This window comes from Microvirga yunnanensis (assembly GCF_025460875.1).
Genome location: NZ_JAMXFI010000108.1, coordinates 1 through 20,048, shown reverse-complemented (window position 1 = coordinate 20,048; position 20,048 = coordinate 1). Strand labels below are relative to the sequence as shown.

Genomic DNA, 20,048 nt, shown 5'->3' with positions numbered 1-20,048 from the left:
GTTACTGGGCCCTTCCGAAGAAGCCGCGCGGGAACACGCACACGATGGCGATCACGGCGGCATAGAAGAAGAAGTTGCCGAATTCGGGCATCAGGTAGCGCCCGGTCGTGTCCACCGCGCCGAGCAGAAGGCAGGCGGCGACCGCCCCGGGGATCGATCCGGCTCCGCCGACCGACACCACGACCAGGAAGGTCACCATGTAGCGCAGCGCGTAATAGGGCTCGATGGGCAGGAACTCGGCGCCCACCACGCCGCCGAGGGCCGCGAGCCCGATGGCGATGGCGAAGCTGACGGCGTAGACCACCTGCGTGCGCACACCCAGCGCGTCGGCCATGGCGGCATTATCCACGGTGGCCCGCAGCTTGATGCCGAAATCGGTCTTCTCGATCAGGTACCAGAGCCCGCCGGCCACGACGACCCCGCAGGCCATCACGAAGAGCCTGTGGGCGGCAATCGTCTTGAAGCCCACATCCACCGGCTGGCTCAGGCTGCCGGGGAGCGGGATGGTCTTCAGGGTCGGGCCGAAGAAGTAGTTGGTGATGCCGATGACGCAGAAGGTGATGCCGATGGTCATCAGCACCTGGGTCAGCTCGGGCCGGCCGTAGATCCGGCGGTAGAGCAGGCGCTCCAGGGGAATGGAGATGACGACCGTGCCGGTGATCGCCAGGAGGATCGCGGCCGCGTAGCCGAGCCCGAGATCGCGCGCCGCGTATGAGGCGATGTAGCCGGCGATCATCGCGAAGGCGCCATGGGCCAGGTTCACCACCCGCATCAGCCCCATCGTGAGCGACAGGCCGATGCAGATGATGAAGAGGGCCATGCCGTAGGCAAAGGCGTCGATCGCGATGCTGAGGACGGTCTGCATGGATGATCCCGGGCGCGCGGCTGATCGGTTGAGCGGAAGACGCGGCATGGGGGCGCCGCGTCTTCGAGAGTGCGAGCCGCCCGATTACTGGGTGGCGAGGCCAGGATCCTTCTGGTTCGGGAAGGTCTGGATCTCCTTGTTATAGGTCTTGCCGTCCGGGCCCTTCACGACCTCGCGGAGATAGATGTTCTCCGTGATGTGCCGGGTCTCGGCGTCGATGCTCACCGGGCCGCGGGGGCTCGTCCAGGACAAGCCCTTCACCGCGTCCACGGCCTTCTGGGCGTCCTGCTTGCCGTCCGTCGCCTCGATCATCTTGTAGATCACGTGCATGCCGTCATAGGCGCCGACCGACGGGAAGGAGAGCTGGTCGGCCCCGCCGACCGCCTTGGTGGCGGCCTCGACGAACTTCTTGTTCTCGGGACTGTCGTGCGACACCGCGTAATGGAACGTGGTGAGAAGGCCGACCGCACCGTCGCCGAGCGCGGGAAGATCCGATTCCTGCGTGAGGTCGCCCGGCGCGAAGAACTTGATGCCGGCCTGCTTCAGGCCGGTCTCGTTATAGGCCTTCACGAAGCCCAGCGTCGTGGGGCCGGACGGCAGGAAGGCGAACACCGCCTCGGCGCCGGAATCGCGCACGCGCTGCATGATCGGGCTGAAATCGGTGGTGTTGAGCGGCATCCGGATGGCTTCGACCACCTGGCCGCCGGCGGCTTCGAACGCCTTCTTGAAGGCCGCTTCCGCATCGACGCCAGGGCCATAATCGCTCACCGCCGAGATCACCTTCTTGACGCCGCGCTCGGTGGCGATCTTGCCCAGGGGCGAGGTCGTCTGGGCGGTCGTGAACGAGGTGCGCACCACCAGGGGAGACTGGGTCATGATGGCGGACGTCGCGGCGTTGAAGATCACGAGCGGCGTGTTCGCCTGCTTGAGCAGGGGCGTGATCGCCATGGCGTCGGGCGTGAAGTACACGCCGCCGAGATACTGCACCTTCTCCTTCACCACCAGCTCCTGCGCCAGGGCGCGGGACTGGGCGGGGTTCGCCGCCGGGAGATCGCGGTAGATCACCTCGATGTCGTGGCCTTTCACGGACTTGCCGTTGAGCGCCATGTAGGCCTCGACGCCGGCCTGGAAGTTCTTGCCCTGGAGCGCGAAGGGGCCCGAGAACGGGCCGATGATGCCGACCTTGATCGTGTCGGCCATGGCCGAGCCTGTCAGCAGGGCCCCGATGGCGGCCCCGAGAATTGCCTTGGAAACCTTCATTCCGTTCCTCCCTCTGAGCCGCCCGATCTCGTTGTCCAGGATCGCGGTCCTCTCATCCTATCGTCTAGATGCTTGTGCGCTTTGCGAACATTGAAAGCTATATCGCACATGTAGTACGGTTTGCCCTGGGGGTGTCAAGGCTACCAAAGTTCACCATACCCCTTCGGAGAGAGCGATGCAGGGTGCGGACATCGAAGATCAGGGCATCGACCGGGACTTCGTGGCCAGTCTCGAAAAGGGCCTCCTCGTGATCGAGGCCTTCGATGCCAGCCGGCCCCGCCTGACCCTGTCCGACGTGTCGAAGCTGACCGGGATCACCCGCGCGGCGGCGCGGCGCTACCTGCTCACGCTGACCCGGCTGAACTACGCGAATTTCGACGGGCGCTACTTCTCCCTGAGCCCCCGCATCCTGCGGCTCGGCTACGCCTATCTCTCGTCCGCGTCCCTCTCGACCCGGGTGCAGCCCTTTCTCGAGCAGATCTCCGAGGCGACGGGCGAATCCAGTTCCGCCGCGATCCTCGACGGCGACGACATCGTCTACATCGCCCGTTCAGCCACCCGCCGCATCATGTCCATCGGCCTGGGGGTCGGCAGCCGCCTCCCCGCCTATTGCACCTCCCTGGGCCGTGCGATCCTGGCCTACCAGCCCGAGGCGGCGATCGACGCCTATCTGGGGCGCGTCCGCCTGGAGGCGAGGACGCCGAAGACCCTCACCGACAAGGCCGCGTTCCGGGCCGTCCTCGAGGCCACCCGCTCACAAGGCTACGCCCTCGTGAACGAGGAACTCGAATTCGGCCTGCGCTCCATCGCCGTGCCGGTGGTCCAGAAGAACGGCCAGGTGACGATCGCGCTCAACCTCAGCGCCCAGGCCGGGCGCGTCTCGGCGGACGAGATGCGCGAGCGCTTCCTGCCGTCGCTGAGCGCCGCGAGCGAGACCCTGCGCTACATGCTTTAGAGCATCGGACGGAAAAGTGGATCCGGTTTTCCGTTCTGACCGATGCTCTCATCCAAGAAGAAAGCATCGGATGGATCCCAAAAGTGCAAGTCCACTTTTGGGTCCGATGCTTTAGGCCGCCGAGACGGGTCTGCACCCCAGCAGAGCCCGCGCCTCCTCGGGCGTCGCGACGCGGTGGCCGTGCCGCTCGACGGCGAGCACAGCGTGCTCGACGAGTTCGGCATTGCTGGAGGCGAGACGCTCCCTCGTGATGCGGATATTGTCCTCGAGGCCGGTCCGGACCGCGTCCGCGCCTCGCGCGAGCGCCCAGCCCATGACCGCGGCCTGGTGGCGCCCCATGCCGGCTGCCGTCCAGGTGCAGTTCGGGAACAGGTGCTTGGCTTCCCTGAGCAGGATGTCGAGCAGGCGCTCCTCCGCCGGAAGCGCATTCTGGATTCCCATGACGAACTGGATATGCGGCTGATCGTCGACGAGCCCCTTGTCGGCGAGCCGCCTGGCCGCATGAAGATGGGACAGGTCGAAGACCTCGATCTCCGGGCGGATGCCGAGCGCCATCATCTTGCCCGCCATCTCCTCCACCAGAACCGTGTGGTTCTCGTAGATAATGGTGGGAAAGTTCACCGAACCCGTCGACAGCGAGGCCATGTCGGGACGAAGCCCGAGGGCGGAGCTGCGCTGGGCCGGATCGCGGCCCCGGCCGCCGGTCGAGAACTGGATGATCATGCCCGGGCAGTGCCGGACCACACCCGCCTGGACGGCCGCGAAGCGCTCCGGATCGGACGAGGGCGTCTCGTCGTCGTTGCGGACATGGATGTGCACGAGCGTGGCGCCCGCCTCGTAGGCCTGACGGGTCGACTCGATCTGCTCGTCCGGGGTGATCGGCACCGCCGGATTGTCCTTCCTGCGCGGGACCGATCCCGTGATCGCAACGGCAATGATGACCGGCCTCACGACTGCCCTCCTGACGGCGCCCGGGATAAAGATGAAAGAGCCTCATGGCACTTAGGGCGCCGCGCAGGGCAAGCGAGCCGGGCGGGCGAAAGTTCCACGCGACGATCTGGGAAACGCCGCAGGCGTCCTCAGATCGGGAAAGGATTCGGACCGGTCTCGATGGTGATCCAGCCCAGCTCGGTGAACCCGGCGATGCCGGCCTTGCCGCCGAACCGGCCGCAGCCGCTCGCCTTCACGCCGCCGAACGGCATCTGGGCCTCGCCGCTCGAAGGTGGCGCCGTTGGAGGCGGCCACGTACCGGCCGTCGGTGAGAAGGTTGACGTCCGTCCTGTCTGCTGCTCGGCCATCGGTCGATAGAACACCGAGATGGCGCGGACGGCTCCGCGTTCGAGACGCACCGCGGAGGCCCGGGGACGCCCGCTCCGGATGGGAGATCCATCGCATGCGCGATTGGTATCCCGTTCCAGGGACTTGCCAGCGTTGATCCAGGTCAAAGCGGATCGCGGAGCTTCCATGCAAGCTTCCACCATGACCCCTGATCTCATTGCCCGATACGACCAGCGCGTCCCGCGCTATACCAGCTATCCCACCGCACCCCACTTCAAGCCGGATATCACCGACCGTACCTATGGCTCCTGGCTCGCCGAGCTGGAGCAGAACCAGCCCCTGTCGCTGTACCTGCACGTGCCGTTCTGCGCGGAACTCTGCCTCTATTGCGGCTGCAACACCGCCGTGACCCGCAGCTACAAGGCCATCGCGGCCTATGTGGAGTGCCTGGAGCGGGAGATCGAGATCGTGGCGCGTCACCTGCCCGGCCGCATGGCGGTGTCCCACATCCATTGGGGCGGAGGAACGCCGACGATCCTGTCCCCGGGCGATCTGGAGCGCATTTCCCGGCGGCTGGGAAGTGCCTTCGACATTCGGCCCGGGGCCGAGATCGCCGTCGAGATCGACCCGAGAACCATCACGCCGGAGCACGTTCACGCCCTTGCGGCGGCCGGGCTTGGCCGCGCGAGCCTGGGCGTCCAGGATTTCGACCCCAAGGTGCAGGAGACCATCCGGCGGGTGCAGTCGTTCGAACAGACGGCGCAGGTTGCCGCGTGGCTGCGCCAGGCCGGCGTGAGCGGCCTGAACCTGGACCTGATGTATGGCCTGCCGTTCCAGAGCATCGCGAGCGTCAGGCGTTCCGTGGAGCTTGCACTGCGGCTCGATCCCGACCGCATCGCCTTGTTCGGATACGCCCATGTCCCCTGGATGAAGCGCCATCAGGCCCTCCTGCCCGAGGCGGCGCTCCCCGATGCGGTGGCGCGCGTCGAGCAGCGCGAGGCCGCGGCCGATGCCTTCATTCGCGCGGGCTATGTCCAGATCGGGATCGATCACTTCGCTCGGCCCGACGATCCCATGGCGATCCGTCACCGGGCCGGACGCCTCCACCGCAACTTCCAGGGCTACACCACCGACGAAGCGGAAGCCCTGATCGGCTTCGGCACCTCGGCGATCGGGTCGTTACCGCAGGGCTACGTCCAGAATGCGCCGACGACGGTCGCGTACCGGGAGGCGATCCTGGCCGGCAGGCTTCCCATCGTGCGCGGGGTGGCGTTGTCCGAGGATGACCGCCTGCGCCGGACGATCATCGAGCGCCTGATGTGCGATTTCTCCGTGGATCTGCATGGACTTGCATCGGAGTTTCACCGCAACGCCGCGGATTTCCGTCATGAGATCGCAACCATCGACGAACTGGCCGCGGATGGGCTCGTTGTCCGCGACGGACTGACGCTGACGATCCCGGACGAGGGCCGGGCGCTCGTCCGGACCGTCTGCGCCGTATTCGATCGATATCTCGAGAACGGCGCCCAACGTCACTCCCGGGCTCTGTAAGGCACCGTCCGGGCCTTTGATCTGCATCAATGCCCCTTCCCGGCCCTCCCCGTAAACGACTCTCCTGACGGCGAAGCTCACGGCCTCGCCGATACTCTCAAAAGGTCGAAGCCTATGGCTCAAGCGGCAGCACCCTCAAAAGGAATGACCTTCGGCGAGATGGGCTCTGCCCTTGCCTTCGCCGGCTTGGCACTCCTCAGCATCATCATCGCGGCGAAGGCCTATACGCCGGAATACGCCTTTCATGCCTATCTTTTCGCAGCGGCCAGCGTTGCCGCCGTGTTCGCCATCGTGAACCGGTTTTACGAGCGGCCCGCCGAACGGCCGCCGCTGACCTTCGGCGGCAAGCCGAACTACAACATGGGCCCGGTCAAATTCGCCACGATCGCTTCCGTGTTCTGGGGCATTGCGGGTTTCACCATCGGGTTGCTGATCGCCCTTCAGCTCGCCTTCCCGGCGCTCAACTTCGACACGGCCTGGCTGTCCTTCGGCCGGATGCGGCCGCTGCACACCTCGGCGGTGATCTTCGCGTTCGGAGGCAACGTCCTGATCGCCAGCTCGTTCTATGTCGTGCAGCGCACCTGCCGCGCCCGGATGGTCGGCGACATCGCTCCCTGGTTCGTGGTGCTGGGCTACAATTTCTTCATCGTGATCGCCGGAACGGGATACCTGCTCGGCATCACCCAGGGCAAGGAATATGCCGAGCCCGAATGGTACGCGGACCTCTTCCTCACGGTCGTGTGGGTGACCTATTTCCTGGTGTTCCTCGGCACGGTCATGCGCCGGAAGGAGCCCCACATCTATGTGGCGAACTGGTTCTATCTCGCCTTCATCCTGACCATTGCGGTCCTGCATCTGGGCAACAACGCCGCCATCCCCGTCTCCCTCTTCTCGCCCAAGAGCTATATCGTATGGTCGGGCGTGCAGGATGCCCTGGTGCAGTGGTGGTACGGCCATAACGCGGTCGGCTTCTTCCTCACTGCCGGCTTCCTTGCCATCATGTACTACTTCATCCCGAAGCGGGCCGAGCGGCCGGTCTATTCCTACCGCCTTTCGATCATTCACTTCTGGTCGCTGATCTTCATGTACATCTGGGCAGGTCCCCATCACCTGCACTACACCGCCCTTCCCGACTGGGCGCAGACCCTGGGCATGGTCTTCTCGGTCATGCTGTGGATGCCCTCCTGGGGTGGCATGATCAACGGTCTGATGACGCTCTCGGGCGCCTGGGACAAGCTGCGCACCGATCCGGTCCTGCGTCTCATGGTGGTGTCGGTGGCCTTCTACGGCATGGCGACGTTCGAGGGACCGCTCATGTCCGTGAAAGCCGTGAACTCCCTGTCCCACTACACCGACTGGACCATCGGCCATGTCCATGCCGGAGCGCTCGGCTGGGTCGCCTACATCTCCTTCGGGGCGATCTACTGCCTCGTTCCCTGGCTGTGGAACAAGAAGGCGCTCTACTCCATGAAGGCGGTGTCCTGGCACTTCTGGATCTCGACCCTCGGCATCGTCCTGTACATCTCGTCGATGTGGGTGGCAGGCATCCTCCAGGGCCTCATGTGGCGTGCCTACACCAGCCTCGGCTTCCTCGAATACTCCTTCATCGAGACGGTGGAAGCGATGAACCCCTTCTATGTCATCCGTGCGCTCGGCGGTGCCTTCTTCGTGGCCGGCAGCGTGATCATGGCCTGGAACGTCTGGAAGACGATCTCGGTCGGAGAGGCGGTCGAGGAAGCCCCTCGGGCCATGCAGCCCGCGCTCATTGCCGCGGAATAAAGGAAACGGTCATGTCATTCTGGTCCCGCCACAAGATTTTCGAGACAAACTCGATCATCCTCATCATCGGCGTGCTGATCGTGATCTCCATCGGCGGCCTCGTGGAGATCGTGCCGCTCTTCTACCTGAAGAGCACCATCGAGAAGGTGGAGGGCGTCAGGCCCTACACCCCTCTCGAACTCGCCGGCCGCAACATCTACGTGCGTGAAGGCTGCTACAACTGCCACAGCCAGATGATCCGCCCGCTGCGCGACGAGGTCGAGCGCTACGGCCACTACTCGCTCGCCGCCGAGAGCATGTACGACCGGCCGTTCCAATGGGGATCCAAGCGCACCGGGCCGGATCTCGCCCGCCTCGGGAACAAGTACTCCGACGACTGGCACAAGGATCACCTCAAGGATCCGCGTGCGGTCGTTCCCGGCTCGATCATGCCCGGCTATCCCTGGCTCGAAACGACGGAACTCGACGCGTCGGCCATCGCGGAGGAGTTGAAGGTGCAGGCGACGCTCGGCGTCCCCTACACGGACGAGATGCTGAAGCATGCCGAGAGCGACGTCCGGATCCAGGCCAATGCCGACGACCCGAATGCCATCGACCTCGCCAAGCGCTACCCGAAAGCGCAGTCCAGGGCCTTCGACGGCAATCCGCAGAAGGTCACCGAAGCCGACGCCCTGATCGCGTATCTGCAGATGCTGGGCACGCAAGTCGACTTCAAGCTCTACGACAACAAGGCCAACGTGCGCTGAGGATCAAGACCATGCCGGCCGCATACAAGTTCTTTGCTGAATTCGCCCAGACCTGGGGGCTCGTCTACTTCGTCGCCGTCTTTCTGACGGTGCTGATCTATGCCCTCGCCCCCTCACGGAAGGACCGCTTCGACGCGGCCTCCCGCATGCCTCTCCAGGAGGATTGATCCCATGGCTCACGACAAGCACGAACAGGTCGACGCCATATCCGGCGTGACGACCACCGGGCATAGCTGGGACGACATTCAGGAGCTCAACAATCCGTTGCCGCGCTGGTGGCTGTGGACCTTCTACGCCTCCATCGCCTGGGCGATCGCTTATTGCATCGCCTACCCGGCTTGGCCACTGGTCTCCTCCTATACCAAGGGCGCCCTCGGCTGGCAGTCGCGGGATGCGGTGGTGGCGGAGCTCGACGCTCTCAAAGAGCAGCGTTCCGGCATGACGGCGAAGCTCGCCGCAAGCTCTCTGGACGAGATCCGACAGAACCCTGAACTGTTCGCCTTCGCCCGCGCGCAGGGCAAGGCCGCCTTCGGGGACAACTGCGCCCCCTGCCATGGTGCCGGCGGCGCCGGCGCCAAGGGATACCCGAACCTGAACGACGACGACTGGCTCTGGGGTGGCTCGCTCGCCCAGATCGAGCAGACGATCCGCCATGGCGCCCGCTCCACGAGCGATCAGGGCCATTCCGGCTCCATGCCGGCCTTCGGGCGCGACGGGATGCTCAAGCGGGAGGAGATTTCGCAGGCGGCGGACTATGTCCGCTCCCTGTCGGGCCTGCCGACCGGCAACGGCGCCGATCTGGTTGCCGGCGCCAAGGTCTTCGCCGACAACTGCGCGGCCTGCCATGGCGAGAAGGGCCTGGGCAATCAGGACCTCGGCGCCCCCAACCTGTCCGACAAGATCTGGCTGTTCGGCGCCGACAAGGCCACCATCGTCGAGGGCCTGACGAATGGACGCGGCGGCGTCATGCCGACCTGGCATGGGCGTCTCGACGACACGACCATCAAGGCACTGACCCTCTACGTGCATTCCCTGGGCGGCGATCAGGCTCGCTAGCGCATTGTGCGGACCCAGCGGGCCGCTTGCGCGGCCCGCTGGGTCCGCCTCGAACGATGCGCCGCTCAAGGATGTGAGCATGTTTCGGTGAAGTGGATCCGGTTCACCGTCAAAAATCCAGCCAGGCAGACAAGAGAGATGGCACCACGTGAGGGGAAGCAGCTCTCAGCTGTTGGAAACGCGAGAAACGAGCGACCGGAGCCTGCTCCGGTCGCTGCTTGATTTGAATCAAGGCGGCTCCGTCGTCCTCATCGTATCCCATCGTCATTCAGATCGAGACGATTGCGACGGATTCGATGGCTGACGCCCCTCTTCCCCACCCTCTCGGAGCCTCGGCCGACGATGCGCCGCTCTATGCGCCCCGAAAGCAGATCTACCCGCAGGCCGTGAAGGGCCGCTACCGCACGATCAAGTGGGTCGTGCTCGCGATCACGCTCGGGATCTATTACTTCCTGCCGTTCATCCGGTGGGAGCGCGGCCCCAACGCGCCCGATCAGGCCATTCTGGTCGACCTGGCCAACAGCCGGTTCTACTTTTTCTTCATCGAGATCTGGCCGCAGGAGGTCTACTACATCACCGGCCTTCTCGTGCTGGCGGCCCTGACCCTCTTCCTGATGAACGCGGTCGCGGGCCGGATCTGGTGCGGCTATCTCTGCCCTCAGACCGTCTGGACCGACCTGTTCTACGCGGTGGAGCGCTTCATCGAAGGGGACCGGCGCGAGCGGATGCGCCAGGACGAGGAAAGGCTCACTCTTCCCGTTCTTGGCAGAAAGGTCCTCAAGCACGGCATCTGGCTCATGATCGCCTGGTGGACCGGCGGCGCCTGGGTGCTTTACTTCGCCGATGCGCCGACCCTGGTGTCTGAGCTCGCGACCTTCCGGGCATCGTTCGTCGCCTACCTGTGGATCGGTATCCTGACCTTCACGACCTATACCCTGGCCGGGTTCATGCGCGAGCAGGTCTGCACCTATATGTGTCCCTGGCCGCGCATTCAGGCGGCGCTCACGGATGAATATGCGCTCAACGTCACCTACCGCTACGATCGCGGCGAGCCGCGCGGCTCCGTGAAGAAGAACGACGTCCTCAAGCTGCAGGGGCTGCCCGCGGGCGACTGCATCGACTGCAACCAATGCGTGGCCGTCTGCCCGACGGGGGTCGACATTCGCAAGGGCCTGCAGCTCGACTGCATCCAGTGCGGCCTGTGCATGGACGCCTGCGACACCGTGATGACCAAGATCGGGCGTCCGCAGGGCCTCATCGCCTACGACACGGACATGAACGTCCAGGCTCGGATCGAGGGTCGTCCGGAAGTACGCCGCATCGTGCGCCCCCGCACCCTCTTCTATGCGGGGCTGATGGCGGTCGTCGGCCTGGTGATGATCGGGTCGCTCGCCATGCGCCAGAGCCTCTACCTGAGCGTGATGCACGATCGCAACCCGCTCTACGTGCGCCTTTCGGACGGGTCGATCCGCAACGGGTTCACGATCCGGATCGCCAACAAGAACCTCGATGAGCGGCGCTACTCCCTCAGCCTCGACGGTCTGCCTGAGGCGAGGATCGACGTGGTGGGCGGAGATCTCGATCAGCAGGGCCGCCCCATCGTGACCGTCGGTCCGGACCAGACCCGCGAGACCCGCGTCCTGGTGACGGATACGGCTTCCCGCGCCGAGGACTCGATGCCGCTCCGGTTCGTGCTGACGGATCTCGCCACCGGCGACACGGCCAGCACGAGCGATCACTTCAAGGCTCCCTGAGGAGAATTCCCATGTCCACCACAGCCATCAAGCCGGGACGGGGGTCGCGACCGATCACCGGACGGACGGTTCTGCTCTATTTCGTGACGTTCTTCGGCGTCATCTTCGCCATGAACTTCTACATGGTCCGGGTCGCCATCTCCAGCTTCAGCGGGGTCGAGACGGAGAGCGCCTATAAGGCCGGCCTGTCGTTCAAGAACGACCTCGCGGCCGCTCGGGCCCAGGATTCGCGCCATTGGTCCGTCGAGGCGTCCCTCGAGCGCGATGGTCCGGCCGGCGTGCTCGTTACGGCGAGGGATGCCCGAGGACAGGCGCTGGCGGGGCTCTCCCCCGAGATCCGGTTGGCCCATCCGACCGACAAGCGCCGGGACGTCCCGCTCGAGGTCGTCGAAGTGACCCCGGGTCGGTTCAGGAGCATCACCCCCATGCCGGAGGGCCGGTGGGACCTCGTCATCGAATTGAAGCGCGAGACCGAGACCCTGTTTCGCTCGAAGACCCGCATCTCGCTCTAGGAGCCTTCCCTGATGACCGAAGCGCTCGACCTTTCCATCTACGTGAAACACCAGGGCGATGGCACATCCCATCTCGACCTTGCCATCGAGGGGATCGACTGCGCCGCGTGCATCGACGAGATCGAAGGCGGCGTGTGCCGGCTTCCCGGCATCGTCGATGCACGGCTCAACTACACCAACCACCGGCTCGCCGTCGAATGGCGCGAGGGGGCGTTGTCCCCGACCCAGGTCGTCGACGAATTGGAGCGTCTCGGCTACCGGGCCCATCCCTTCCGGTCCGGGCTCGTGGAGGAGGAAGAGGAACGCCGAGCCAAATGGCTCCTGAAATGCCTCGCCGTGGCCGGCTTCGCCTCCATGAACATCATGCTGCTGGCGGTATCGGTCTGGTCCGGAAACGTCACGGACATCACACCCGAAACCCGTGATTTCTTCCATTGGCTGGCGGCTCTCATCGCCCTCCCGGCGGTGGCCTATGCGGGCCAGCCCTTCTTTCAGAGCGCGATGAATGCCCTGCGCAACCGCCGCACCAACATGGACGTTCCGATCGTCATCGGTATCCTTCTGGCGCTCACCGTCTCCGTCGTCGAGACGATCAATTCCGCCGAGCATACCTATTTCGACTCGGTGGTCATGCTCCTCTTCTTCCTGCTCTGTGGTCGCTACCTTGATCAGGCCATGCGCCGCAGGACCCGCGCAGTGGCAGGCAACCTGGCATCGCTTCGCGCCGAAGTGGCTCACAGGATCGAAGAGAGCGGCGAAGTCGTTCTCCTGCCGACCGCTGCCTTGAAGACCGGCGACCGGGTCCTTGTGCGTCCCGGCGAGCGCATCGCGGTCGACGGGGTCGTCGTCGCCGGTCGGTCGGAGATCGACGAGAGCCTCGTCACCGGCGAGACCGCCCACCGCTCCGTCCAGGCCGACAGTCAGGTTTACGCGGGCAGCCTCAACGCCAATGGCACCCTGACGGTGACGGTCACCGCCGCCGGCAAGGGCACGCTCCTCGACGAGGTCGAGCGCCTTCTGGAGAACGCCGCGGCGGCCAAGTCCCGCTATGTGAGGCTGGCCGACCGCGTCGCGAAGGTCTACGCCCCGGTCGTTCATGCGGCTGCCGCCCTCACGGCCTTGACCTGGATCGCCACCGGGGCGTCAGTCCACGACGCCCTGATCACCGCGGTCGCGGTGCTCATCATCACCTGTCCCTGTGCTCTGGCGCTCGCCGTCCCGGTGGTCCAGGTGGTCGCCTCGGGAGCCCTCTTCCGTGCCGGAATCTTCCTCAACACGGGAGACGTGTTCGAGCGTCTGGCGACGGTCGACACCATCGTGTTCGACAAGACCGGAACCCTGACGATGCCGGGCATGCGTATCGTCAATGCAGGCGATATCGATCCCGTTTTGCTGGGAGCGGCCGGCCGTCTTGCCCTGTCGAGCCATCACCCGCTGGCCACCGCCATCGCTTCCATCGCTCAGGGAAGCCCCTACGACGGCGTGGTCGAAGAGCCCGGCCAGGGCGTTCGAGCCATGGTGGACGGACAGGAGATGCGGCTGGGCCGGCCGGCCTTCTGCGGGATAGACGATTGTGCCGCCCAGGTGGCCGCAAGCGATCCGGCGGCGTCCGCGATTGCATTCTCCTGGGGCGGCAGGAGAGCGGTCCTGCTCGTGCGGCAGGCGCTGCGCCCGGATGCCGTCGCGGTCGTCCGGAGCCTGCGCGACGACGGCTTCGACTGCCGCATCCTGTCGGGCGATCGACCGGAGGCGGTCGCGCCGGTCGCGGCAGCCCTCGGAATCGAGGGGTGGCGCGGCGGCTGCAAGCCGACCGACAAGATCGATGCGCTCGAGGCTTTCAAGGCCGAAGGCCGTAAGGTGCTGATGGTCGGCGACGGCCTCAACGATGCGCCGGCTCTGGCCGCCTCGCACGTGTCGCTGTCGCCGATCGGCGCCGCCGATCTGACCCAGGCGCAGGCCGATGCCGTTTTCCTGGGCGAGATGTTGCGGCCCGTGCAGGACACCGTTGAAATTGCCCGGAGGGCGCACCGCCTGATGCGCCAGAATCTGTGCATCGCCCTCGTGTACAACCTGATTGCGGTTCCGCTCGCCTTTCTCGGCTATGTCACGCCGCTGGTTGCGGCTCTTGCGATGTCGGGCTCCTCGACCCTCGTGACCCTCAACGCCCTTCGGGCCCACGGGCGCGGGCCGGCCGTGCCGCAGGGTGAGCCGATCCCGTCGCCGCTCCGTCCGGCAGCCCAAGGAGCCTGAGCCATGGACGTTCTGATCTATCTCGTGCCGATGGCGCTGCTGCTCGGCCTGTGCGGCCTTGCCGCCTTCATGTGGTCGCTCAAGAGCGGTCAATACGACGACGTGCAGGGAGCCGCCGTGCGGGTCCTGTCCGACGACGATGTCCGGACATGACCGCTTCGGCCGCCATGCCCCGGGCGGGACAGCTCGAATGTGTCTGTGAACCGGGCGCGCTGGGCGGCCCAACAGCGGGCCGCTCCGGCACGGCGCCCCTGGCCGCGGGCTTCGCGTTCTCGGTTCTCGCCCAGATCCTGACACTCAGCATCCTGCCCCTGGCCGGGCTGTCCCTCGCCCCCGGCCACGGCCTGGTCACCCTCCCCTACACGGCCTTCTATATCGGGGCGGCTCTTGCGAGCCTGCCCGCGTCGCTCCTGCTCGACTCGTTCGGCCGGCGGGCCGCTTTCTCCCTCGGCGCCAGTCTCGGCGCCGCCGGCGGGCTCGTTCTCGTCTGGGCTCTCGCGTCCATGAATTTCGGAGCTCTGGTGCTCGGCGCGTTCTGGCTCGGAATTGCCAGCGGCTTCAGCCTGTTCTATCGCCATGCCGCGATTCCGGTCGGTGGCAAGGGAGCCGGCACGGTTCTGATCGTGTTCGGCGCAGCCACCCTGGCGGGCCTCATCGCTCCGACCCTCGCCGGCGTCGCGGAGGGTCTGGCGTCTCCGCGGGTTTTTGCCGGCACCGCCGCTGCAGCCGCTCTGGCTCACGTAGCGTCTCTCCTGGCGACCGCCTCTCTGCCCTACCAAAGCCGTCGCGAGCGGGCAACCGCAGCCGCCGGCGCGCCGGTATGGCGCTCCTTCCTTCCGCCGACCGTGACCGGCGCGGTCGGATGGTTCACGATGACAGCCCTGATGGGTGCGACGCCGATCGCGGTCGTCGGCTGCGCGCCGTCGGAAGCGGCTGTAGGGGCCGTGGCCTGGCATGTGATGGCCATGTACGCCCCGTCATTGCTCATGGCGTTCCTTCCCCGTCTGGCCCGCCCTGTTCATCTCTCCGTGACAGGAGGCCTGCTGCTGGCGGCCGGCGCGGCCGCATTCATGCTGTCCACGGATGCGGGCGGGTTTTCGCTGGGAGCCGCCTGCGTCGGGGGCGGATGGTCGCTGGTCGTCCTTGGCACCACGCTTTCGCTCCACGGGAGCGGCCCCGTCCCGCGATGGCTCCTCGGCTTGCACGACGGCATATCGCTCATAGGTGCAATCCTCGGCACTCTCGCGGCGAGCCTCGCGGCATAACACCTGCCGCGCGCCGGGCCGTCTCGGTGCGACCGGAGAGACGACCTAAGGAAAACCCCTTAGGTATCAGACCTGAATTTTTGACCCGCCTCAGCGGCGGTACCCATGGAGCATCATCACGTTCACGAGTTCGCGAGGGTCCGATGCAGACAGCGCTCCTCACCAAGGCCTCCCCTTCGGCCCTTCCCTTGTTCAGCCTTGAGGTTCCGCCCCTGTGCAAGCCGGCGGAGCCAGCGGCTCCCGGCGTCGGCTCGGTCCAGTCCTACGCCAAGGATGAGGAGATCTTCGCCGAAGGGAACCGGGCCGCTTTCGTCTACAAGGTCCTGTCGGGCGTGGTGCGCACGTCCAAGCTCCTCAGCGACGGGCGGCGGCAGATCGATGCCTTTCATCTGGCCGGAGATATTTTCGGCCTCGAGGCTGGCGAGGAGTACCGGTTCAGCGCGGAATCCGTCGGCGACTGCATCGTCGTCGCCTACCGTCGCAGCCACCTTGCCGCCATGACCCGAAGCGATGCGCAACTCTCCCGCGACCTGACCATGGGAATGATGCGCTCTCTGGTCCGGGCACAGAACCATATGCTCCTGCTCGGCCGCAAGTCAGCCCTGGAGAAAATCGCGTCCTTCCTCCTCGACATGGCCGAGCGCACCGCCGATGACGACACTCTGGATCTTCCCATGTCACGCACGGATATCGCCGACCACCTCGGGTTGACCATCGAAACCGTTTCGCGGTCCTTCACGCAGCTCGAGCGTCAGGGCATGATCGCGCTCCCCTCGGCCCGCCACGTGGTGCTGAGCGACAGGGCGGCGCTCGAGCGTCTGAACGCGTAAGGAAGGATCTCGGCAGGCCCGGCACCGTCTCCGACCGGTCCGGGCTCTTTCAGCCTTGCCGTCCCGAGCACGCAAGGCCGAACGGCTTCCAAAGGACGTCGATCCAGGCCGGACGGAATGGGATATCCCTCGGCTTCGGGCGACGGGGCAGGCCCGGTCCTAAAGCATCGGACCCAAAAGGGGACTTGCCCTTTTGGGATCCATCCGATGCATTCTTCTTGAATGAGAGCATCGGTCAGAACGGACCCAGAGGGCCGCGTCAGCGAAAAGTGGATCCGGTTTTCACTAGCGTGGCCCTCTGGGTCCGTCCGATGCTCTAAGAGAGCGCCGCGTGAATGCTGTCGAGCAACTCGCTGTCGTGGAGCGGCTTCTCCAGAACGACCCGGAACCCCGATCGGGCTGCGCGACGATTGAGATCGTCGCTGATCTGGGATGCGATGAGGATCGCCCGGCAATCGATTTGACGTTGCCGCAAGTGTCCCACGAGCTCGATCCCGGTCATTCCCGGCATGTTGTAATCGATCACGTAGCAGCCGCCCGCCGGTAGATCCGACGCGGCCAGAAGCTCCGCGCCGCCCTTGAACAGCCGCACGGTCAGACCCTCAAGCTCCAGAGCGAACTTCAATGAGTTTCTGACCGCGTCGTCGTCGTCCACGACGAAGACCGGCCCCGTGGGGTAAGACATCAAGCGCCCGCGCAATCATCGGTTCCGGCCAAAGGGCAATGACATTTGGCCAACATGGCGGATTATGCACGAAAGGAGCCGCCCCCCTACTCAGGAATATTCCTTAAGGGGTTAGTTGGTCTCGATCAGAAGGGCCAGACGGACCAGTTCCGACAGGCTCTTGGCCTGCATTTTGGCCATGACGTTGGCCCGGTAGATCTCCACCGTCCGCGGGCTGATCCCGAGATCGTAGGCGATCACCTTGTTGGCCTTCCCGGCGACCAGACCGTCGAGAACCTGCCGCTCGCGTTCGGACAAGGCATCGAAACGCCGCTGGACTTCGGCCACCTGAGTTCCATGGTGGCTGCTTTTTTCCTGACGGGCCAGGGCCGAACGGACAGCTGCCAGGAACACCTCGTCCCCGAAAGGCTTCTCCAGGAAATCGACCGCTCCCTCCTTCATGGCTTCAACGGCCATCGGCACATCCGCGTGGCCGGTCATCACGATGACCGGCAGGAGAACGCCGCGGGACTTGAGCCGGCGGATCAGTTCGATTCCGTCGATCCCCGGCATGCGGACATCCGTCACGATGCATCCCGTCTCGACGGCCGGCGCATCGTCGAGGAAGGCTAAGGCCGATTCATGCAGGCGGACCGGAAGTCCCTCCGAAGCGAGGAGGAACGCGAGAGATTTCCGGACAGCCACGTCATCATCGACCACATGCACCGCAACATCACTCTGCATGCGACATCTCCTCCCTGCCGACCAATCTCAACGTGAATCTGAACGCGGTTCCCGCCCCGGGGGTCGATTCGGCCCAGATCTTTCCGCCATGGGCTTCCACGATCGTCCGACAGATCGACAGCCCCACGCCCATTCCGTGCTTCTTGGTCGTGACGAAGGGCTGGAAGAGCTGAGCTGCGACCTCGGGCGCAAGTCCCGGCCCCGTATCCTCCACGCTCAGTTCCACATGCCCGGCATCGACCGTGCGGGTGGCGACCCGGAGCTCCCGCCGCTGCGTCTCCTGCATGGCTTCGATGGCATTTCGGATCAGGTTCAGCAGAACCTGCTGGATCTGGATCCGGTCGGCAAGCACGTAGGGAGCATCCGGATCGAAATCGTAGACGACCCTGACCCCCTGCTCCTTTGCTCCCACAAGAGAGAGAGCGCTCGCCTCCTCGATGAGCTTTGGCAGGTTTTCGAGATGGCGTTCGCTCTCGCCCCGGGCCACGAATTCGCGCAGATGGCGGATCACCTGCCCGGCCCTCAAGGCCTGCTCGCCCGCCTCGTTGACCGCATCACGCAGCATGGGAACGGCGTCTCCCTCCATCCGCTCCAGGATTCTCCTGCAGCCCTTGAGGTAGTTGGTGATGGCGGTGAGCGGCTGGTTGATTTCATGCGCCAGCGTCGAGGCCATCTCGCCGAGAGCCGTGAAGCGCGACATGTGAACCAGTTCGGATTGAAGTTCCTGCAGGCGGGTCTCCGTCCTTTGTCGCTCCGTCAGATCGCGGATGAAACCCGTGAAATAGCGGATCCCTCCCGAATGCATCTCGCCGACCGCCAGTTCCATGGGAAAGGTCGAACCATCCTTGCGCTGCCCGACGACGACGCGTCCAACTCCGATGATCCTCCTTTCGCCCGTGGTGCGATAACGCAGCATGTAGCCGTCATGCTGCTCGCGGTACGGCGGCGGCATGAGGATCTTGACGTTCTCTCCGATCACCTCGGTGGGCTCGTAGCCGAAGAGACGCACCGCTGTGGCGCTGAACGACTGAATACGGGCTTGCTCATCGATGACCACCATGGCGTCCGGAACGGTCTCCAGGATCGACCGCAGATGCGCTTCCCGCGTTCTCAGCGCCTCCTCGGCGACAACCGACGCAGTGATGTCCCGGGTGATCATCGCAATGCCGCACCCTTCGCCCTCGGCGAGCGGCGTCAGGGTGGCCAGGGCCATGAAGACGGATCCGTCCTTGCGTGGCCGGAGGGCTTGACTCCTGTGACGCCCGGTTGATCGAGCAGCATCGATGTCATGACGAAGCGCCTCGGAACCATCCGCTGCACTGTACAGGACGGATGCCGAGCGCCCGATCACCTCGTCGCGGCTCCATCCGTAGATGTGCTCCGCGCCGCGGCTCCAGCTCGCGACCGTTCCGTCGGGATCGAGCACGACGAAGGCCGTATCGGTGACGGTCTCGATCAGAAGCTCGGCGGTTGTCTTGGGGTCGGGTTGTTGATCTGACAATATGACGTCTCTCCAGGGCGGCAGCATAACAATTTCACGTCCTGTTCTGCCAGCGGCCAATCACCACCGGGCGCCCCGCTATGCACTGCCTTTGACGCCCGTCAGCCCCTTGCGGGCCGACCGGTCATAACTATATTACCGTTAGGCACCCTCCTGTTGACGCTTGAGACGATCCTTTGAAGATGTCTCTTGCAAAGTGTCCGGGAGGGTTTATATGAGCGCCTCCCTGGTGATTTGCGTGAGCGGTCGGCGGGGTCATTTGCCGAACAGGGTTGGTGCGTGCGGGCTGCGGCAGGGATGCCGGGGCTCTGGCGCGCTGCGTTCGGGACGGGCTGGTGATCTGGTCTGGGCTATGAGCGGCACGGGTTCGAAGGGTTTTCGGGCGGGTGTGCGGCTCCTCTGGCGGTTTTTTCCGGCATGGGCCGGGGGGTTTGGCCTTCCGGCGGGATCGACGCAGGCGCTCTGGCGTTTTTGCGAACGGGGTTGCTTGGGCTTTACTTGAGAGAGGCCTGAGATTGCCCCGGGAGATCTTTGACGGCGCGGACGAAAGCTTGAAAAAACTTTCGCCGGGCTGTTGACAGGGGAAGGAACAGGGACTAGATCAGTCTCATCGGCGGCGGGGTTCGGCAACGGACCGGTCGCCCGGAGGCTTCGGGGCCGGATCGTTCCGCGAGGGATGGTTGGGCGGCCTGAGGTTCTTTTTTGTGTCTCCTGAGCGGGGCACGTGCTCTTTGACATTGTTGAGAGGGAAGAGAAGCGTAGGCGGCGGTGTCCTTGCGCCGGCCCTTATGGGGCTGGATGGAATGAACATCGACCAGTCTTACGCTTTGGTGAGTACACCGCTTCAGGGAAACCTGGAGATGGAGGTGCTCTGTCAATTTGCGTAGTGACAACAGTCGAGATCAAATTCTTTCAACTTGAGAGTTTGATCCTGGCTCAGAACGAACGCTGGCGGCAGGCTTAACACATGCAAGTCGAACGCATCCTTCGGGGTGAGTGGCAGACGGGTGAGTAACGCGTGGGAACGTGCCCTTCAGT

Annotated in this window: 18 protein-coding genes, 1 rRNA gene and 1 pseudogene; 13 read left to right on the top strand and 7 right to left on the bottom strand. The window is 64.9% G+C overall.

From position 1 onward, the window contains the following. Position 1: 1 nt before the first annotated feature. Complete coding sequence (locus NF876_RS33545) at positions 2-865, bottom strand: branched-chain amino acid ABC transporter permease (protein WP_262272482.1); 864 nt, start codon at positions 863-865, stop codon at positions 2-4. A gap of 84 nt (positions 866-949) precedes the next feature. Then, on the bottom strand, positions 950-2,125 hold the full coding sequence (locus NF876_RS33540) for an ABC transporter substrate-binding protein (protein ID WP_262272481.1): 1,176 nt from the start codon (positions 2,123-2,125) through the stop codon (positions 950-952). 175 nt (positions 2,126-2,300) lie between these two features. Here NF876_RS33540 and NF876_RS33535 point away from each other — a divergent pair, with 175 nt between their 5' ends. Further along, positions 2,301-3,080: an IclR family transcriptional regulator gene (locus NF876_RS33535; protein WP_262272480.1), complete on the top strand. Its 780-nt coding sequence runs from the start codon at positions 2,301-2,303 to the stop codon at positions 3,078-3,080. 111 nt (positions 3,081-3,191) lie between these two features. Here NF876_RS33535 and NF876_RS33530 read toward each other — a convergent pair whose 3' ends face one another. Next, positions 3,192-4,031, bottom strand: coding sequence for a 3-oxoadipate:acetyl-CoA acetyltransferase (locus tag NF876_RS33530; protein ID WP_262272479.1), 840 nt, complete (start codon positions 4,029-4,031; stop codon positions 3,192-3,194). A 128-nt stretch (positions 4,032-4,159) separates the two neighbouring features. After that, positions 4,160-4,306, bottom strand: a pseudogene (locus NF876_RS33525) (aldehyde dehydrogenase family protein); the annotation flags it as partial. 253 nt (positions 4,307-4,559) lie between these two features. On the opposite strand from NF876_RS33525, the gene hemN reads away from it, so the two are divergent. The 11 genes from hemN (at position 4,560) to NF876_RS33470 (ending at position 16,101) form a co-directional block, all read left to right on the top strand. Beyond that, on the top strand, positions 4,560-5,909 hold the full coding sequence (gene hemN, locus NF876_RS33520; protein ID WP_262272490.1) for an oxygen-independent coproporphyrinogen III oxidase: 1,350 nt from the start codon (positions 4,560-4,562) through the stop codon (positions 5,907-5,909). A 114-nt stretch (positions 5,910-6,023) separates the two neighbouring features. Further along, positions 6,024-7,688, top strand: coding sequence for a cytochrome-c oxidase, cbb3-type subunit I (ccoN, locus tag NF876_RS33515; RefSeq protein WP_262272478.1), 1,665 nt, complete (start codon positions 6,024-6,026; stop codon positions 7,686-7,688). An 11-nt stretch (positions 7,689-7,699) separates the two neighbouring features. Next, positions 7,700-8,434, top strand: coding sequence for a cytochrome-c oxidase, cbb3-type subunit II (gene ccoO / locus NF876_RS33510; protein ID WP_262272477.1), 735 nt, complete (start codon positions 7,700-7,702; stop codon positions 8,432-8,434). Between the two features lie 11 nt (positions 8,435-8,445). Next, positions 8,446-8,601 carry a cbb3-type cytochrome c oxidase subunit 3 gene (locus NF876_RS33505; protein ID WP_262272476.1) on the top strand — a complete coding sequence of 52 codons (156 nt, stop codon included), beginning with the start codon at positions 8,446-8,448 and terminating at the stop codon, positions 8,599-8,601. Positions 8,602-8,605: 4 nt separating this feature from the next. Next, entirely contained in the window at positions 8,606-9,490 is an 885-nt protein-coding gene (ccoP, locus tag NF876_RS33500; protein WP_262272475.1) for a cytochrome-c oxidase, cbb3-type subunit III, read from the top strand. 296 nt (positions 9,491-9,786) lie between these two features. Then, positions 9,787-11,244 carry a cytochrome c oxidase accessory protein CcoG gene (gene ccoG / locus NF876_RS33495; RefSeq protein ID WP_262272474.1) on the top strand — a complete coding sequence of 486 codons (1,458 nt, stop codon included), beginning with the start codon at positions 9,787-9,789 and terminating at the stop codon, positions 11,242-11,244. Positions 11,245-11,255: 11 nt separating this feature from the next. Then, positions 11,256-11,756 carry a FixH family protein gene (locus NF876_RS33490; RefSeq protein ID WP_262272473.1) on the top strand — a complete coding sequence of 167 codons (501 nt, stop codon included), beginning with the start codon at positions 11,256-11,258 and terminating at the stop codon, positions 11,754-11,756. A gap of 12 nt (positions 11,757-11,768) precedes the next feature. Beyond that, positions 11,769-14,006: a heavy metal translocating P-type ATPase gene (locus NF876_RS33485; RefSeq protein ID WP_262272472.1), complete on the top strand. Its 2,238-nt coding sequence runs from the start codon at positions 11,769-11,771 to the stop codon at positions 14,004-14,006. 3 nt (positions 14,007-14,009) lie between these two features. Further along, positions 14,010-14,159 carry a cbb3-type cytochrome oxidase assembly protein CcoS gene (ccoS, locus tag NF876_RS33480; protein WP_262272471.1) on the top strand — a complete coding sequence of 50 codons (150 nt, stop codon included), beginning with the start codon at positions 14,010-14,012 and terminating at the stop codon, positions 14,157-14,159. Then, a complete protein-coding gene (locus NF876_RS33475) occupies positions 14,156-15,271 on the top strand; it encodes a hypothetical protein (RefSeq protein WP_262272470.1) in 1,116 nt (371 codons plus the stop codon). The genes ccoS and NF876_RS33475 overlap by 4 nt, the downstream gene beginning before the upstream one ends. 143 nt (positions 15,272-15,414) lie before the next feature. Then, positions 15,415-16,101: a helix-turn-helix domain-containing protein gene (locus NF876_RS33470; RefSeq protein WP_262272469.1), complete on the top strand. Its 687-nt coding sequence runs from the start codon at positions 15,415-15,417 to the stop codon at positions 16,099-16,101. Positions 16,102-16,417: 316 nt separating this feature from the next. On the opposite strand, the gene NF876_RS33465 is transcribed toward NF876_RS33470, so the two are convergent. The 3 genes from NF876_RS33465 to NF876_RS33455 all read right to left on the bottom strand — a co-directional run bounded on the left by NF876_RS33465 (position 16,418) and on the right by NF876_RS33455 (position 19,037). Beyond that, positions 16,418-16,786, bottom strand: a complete 369-nt coding sequence (locus NF876_RS33465) for a response regulator (RefSeq protein ID WP_262272468.1) — start codon at positions 16,784-16,786, stop codon at positions 16,418-16,420. Between the two features lie 111 nt (positions 16,787-16,897). Further along, the gene (gene fixJ / locus NF876_RS33460) at positions 16,898-17,509 is read right to left on the bottom strand and encodes a response regulator FixJ (RefSeq protein WP_262272467.1); all 612 of its coding nucleotides are present in this window, start codon (positions 17,507-17,509) and stop codon (positions 16,898-16,900) included. Next, positions 17,499-19,037, bottom strand: coding sequence for a PAS domain-containing sensor histidine kinase (locus NF876_RS33455; protein WP_373696761.1), 1,539 nt, complete (start codon positions 19,035-19,037; stop codon positions 17,499-17,501). Before NF876_RS33455 ends, fixJ begins: the two co-directional genes overlap by 11 nt. A gap of 886 nt (positions 19,038-19,923) precedes the next feature. On the opposite strand from NF876_RS33455, the gene NF876_RS33450 reads away from it, so the two are divergent. Further along, positions 19,924-20,048, top strand: a 16S ribosomal RNA gene (locus NF876_RS33450); the annotation flags it as partial.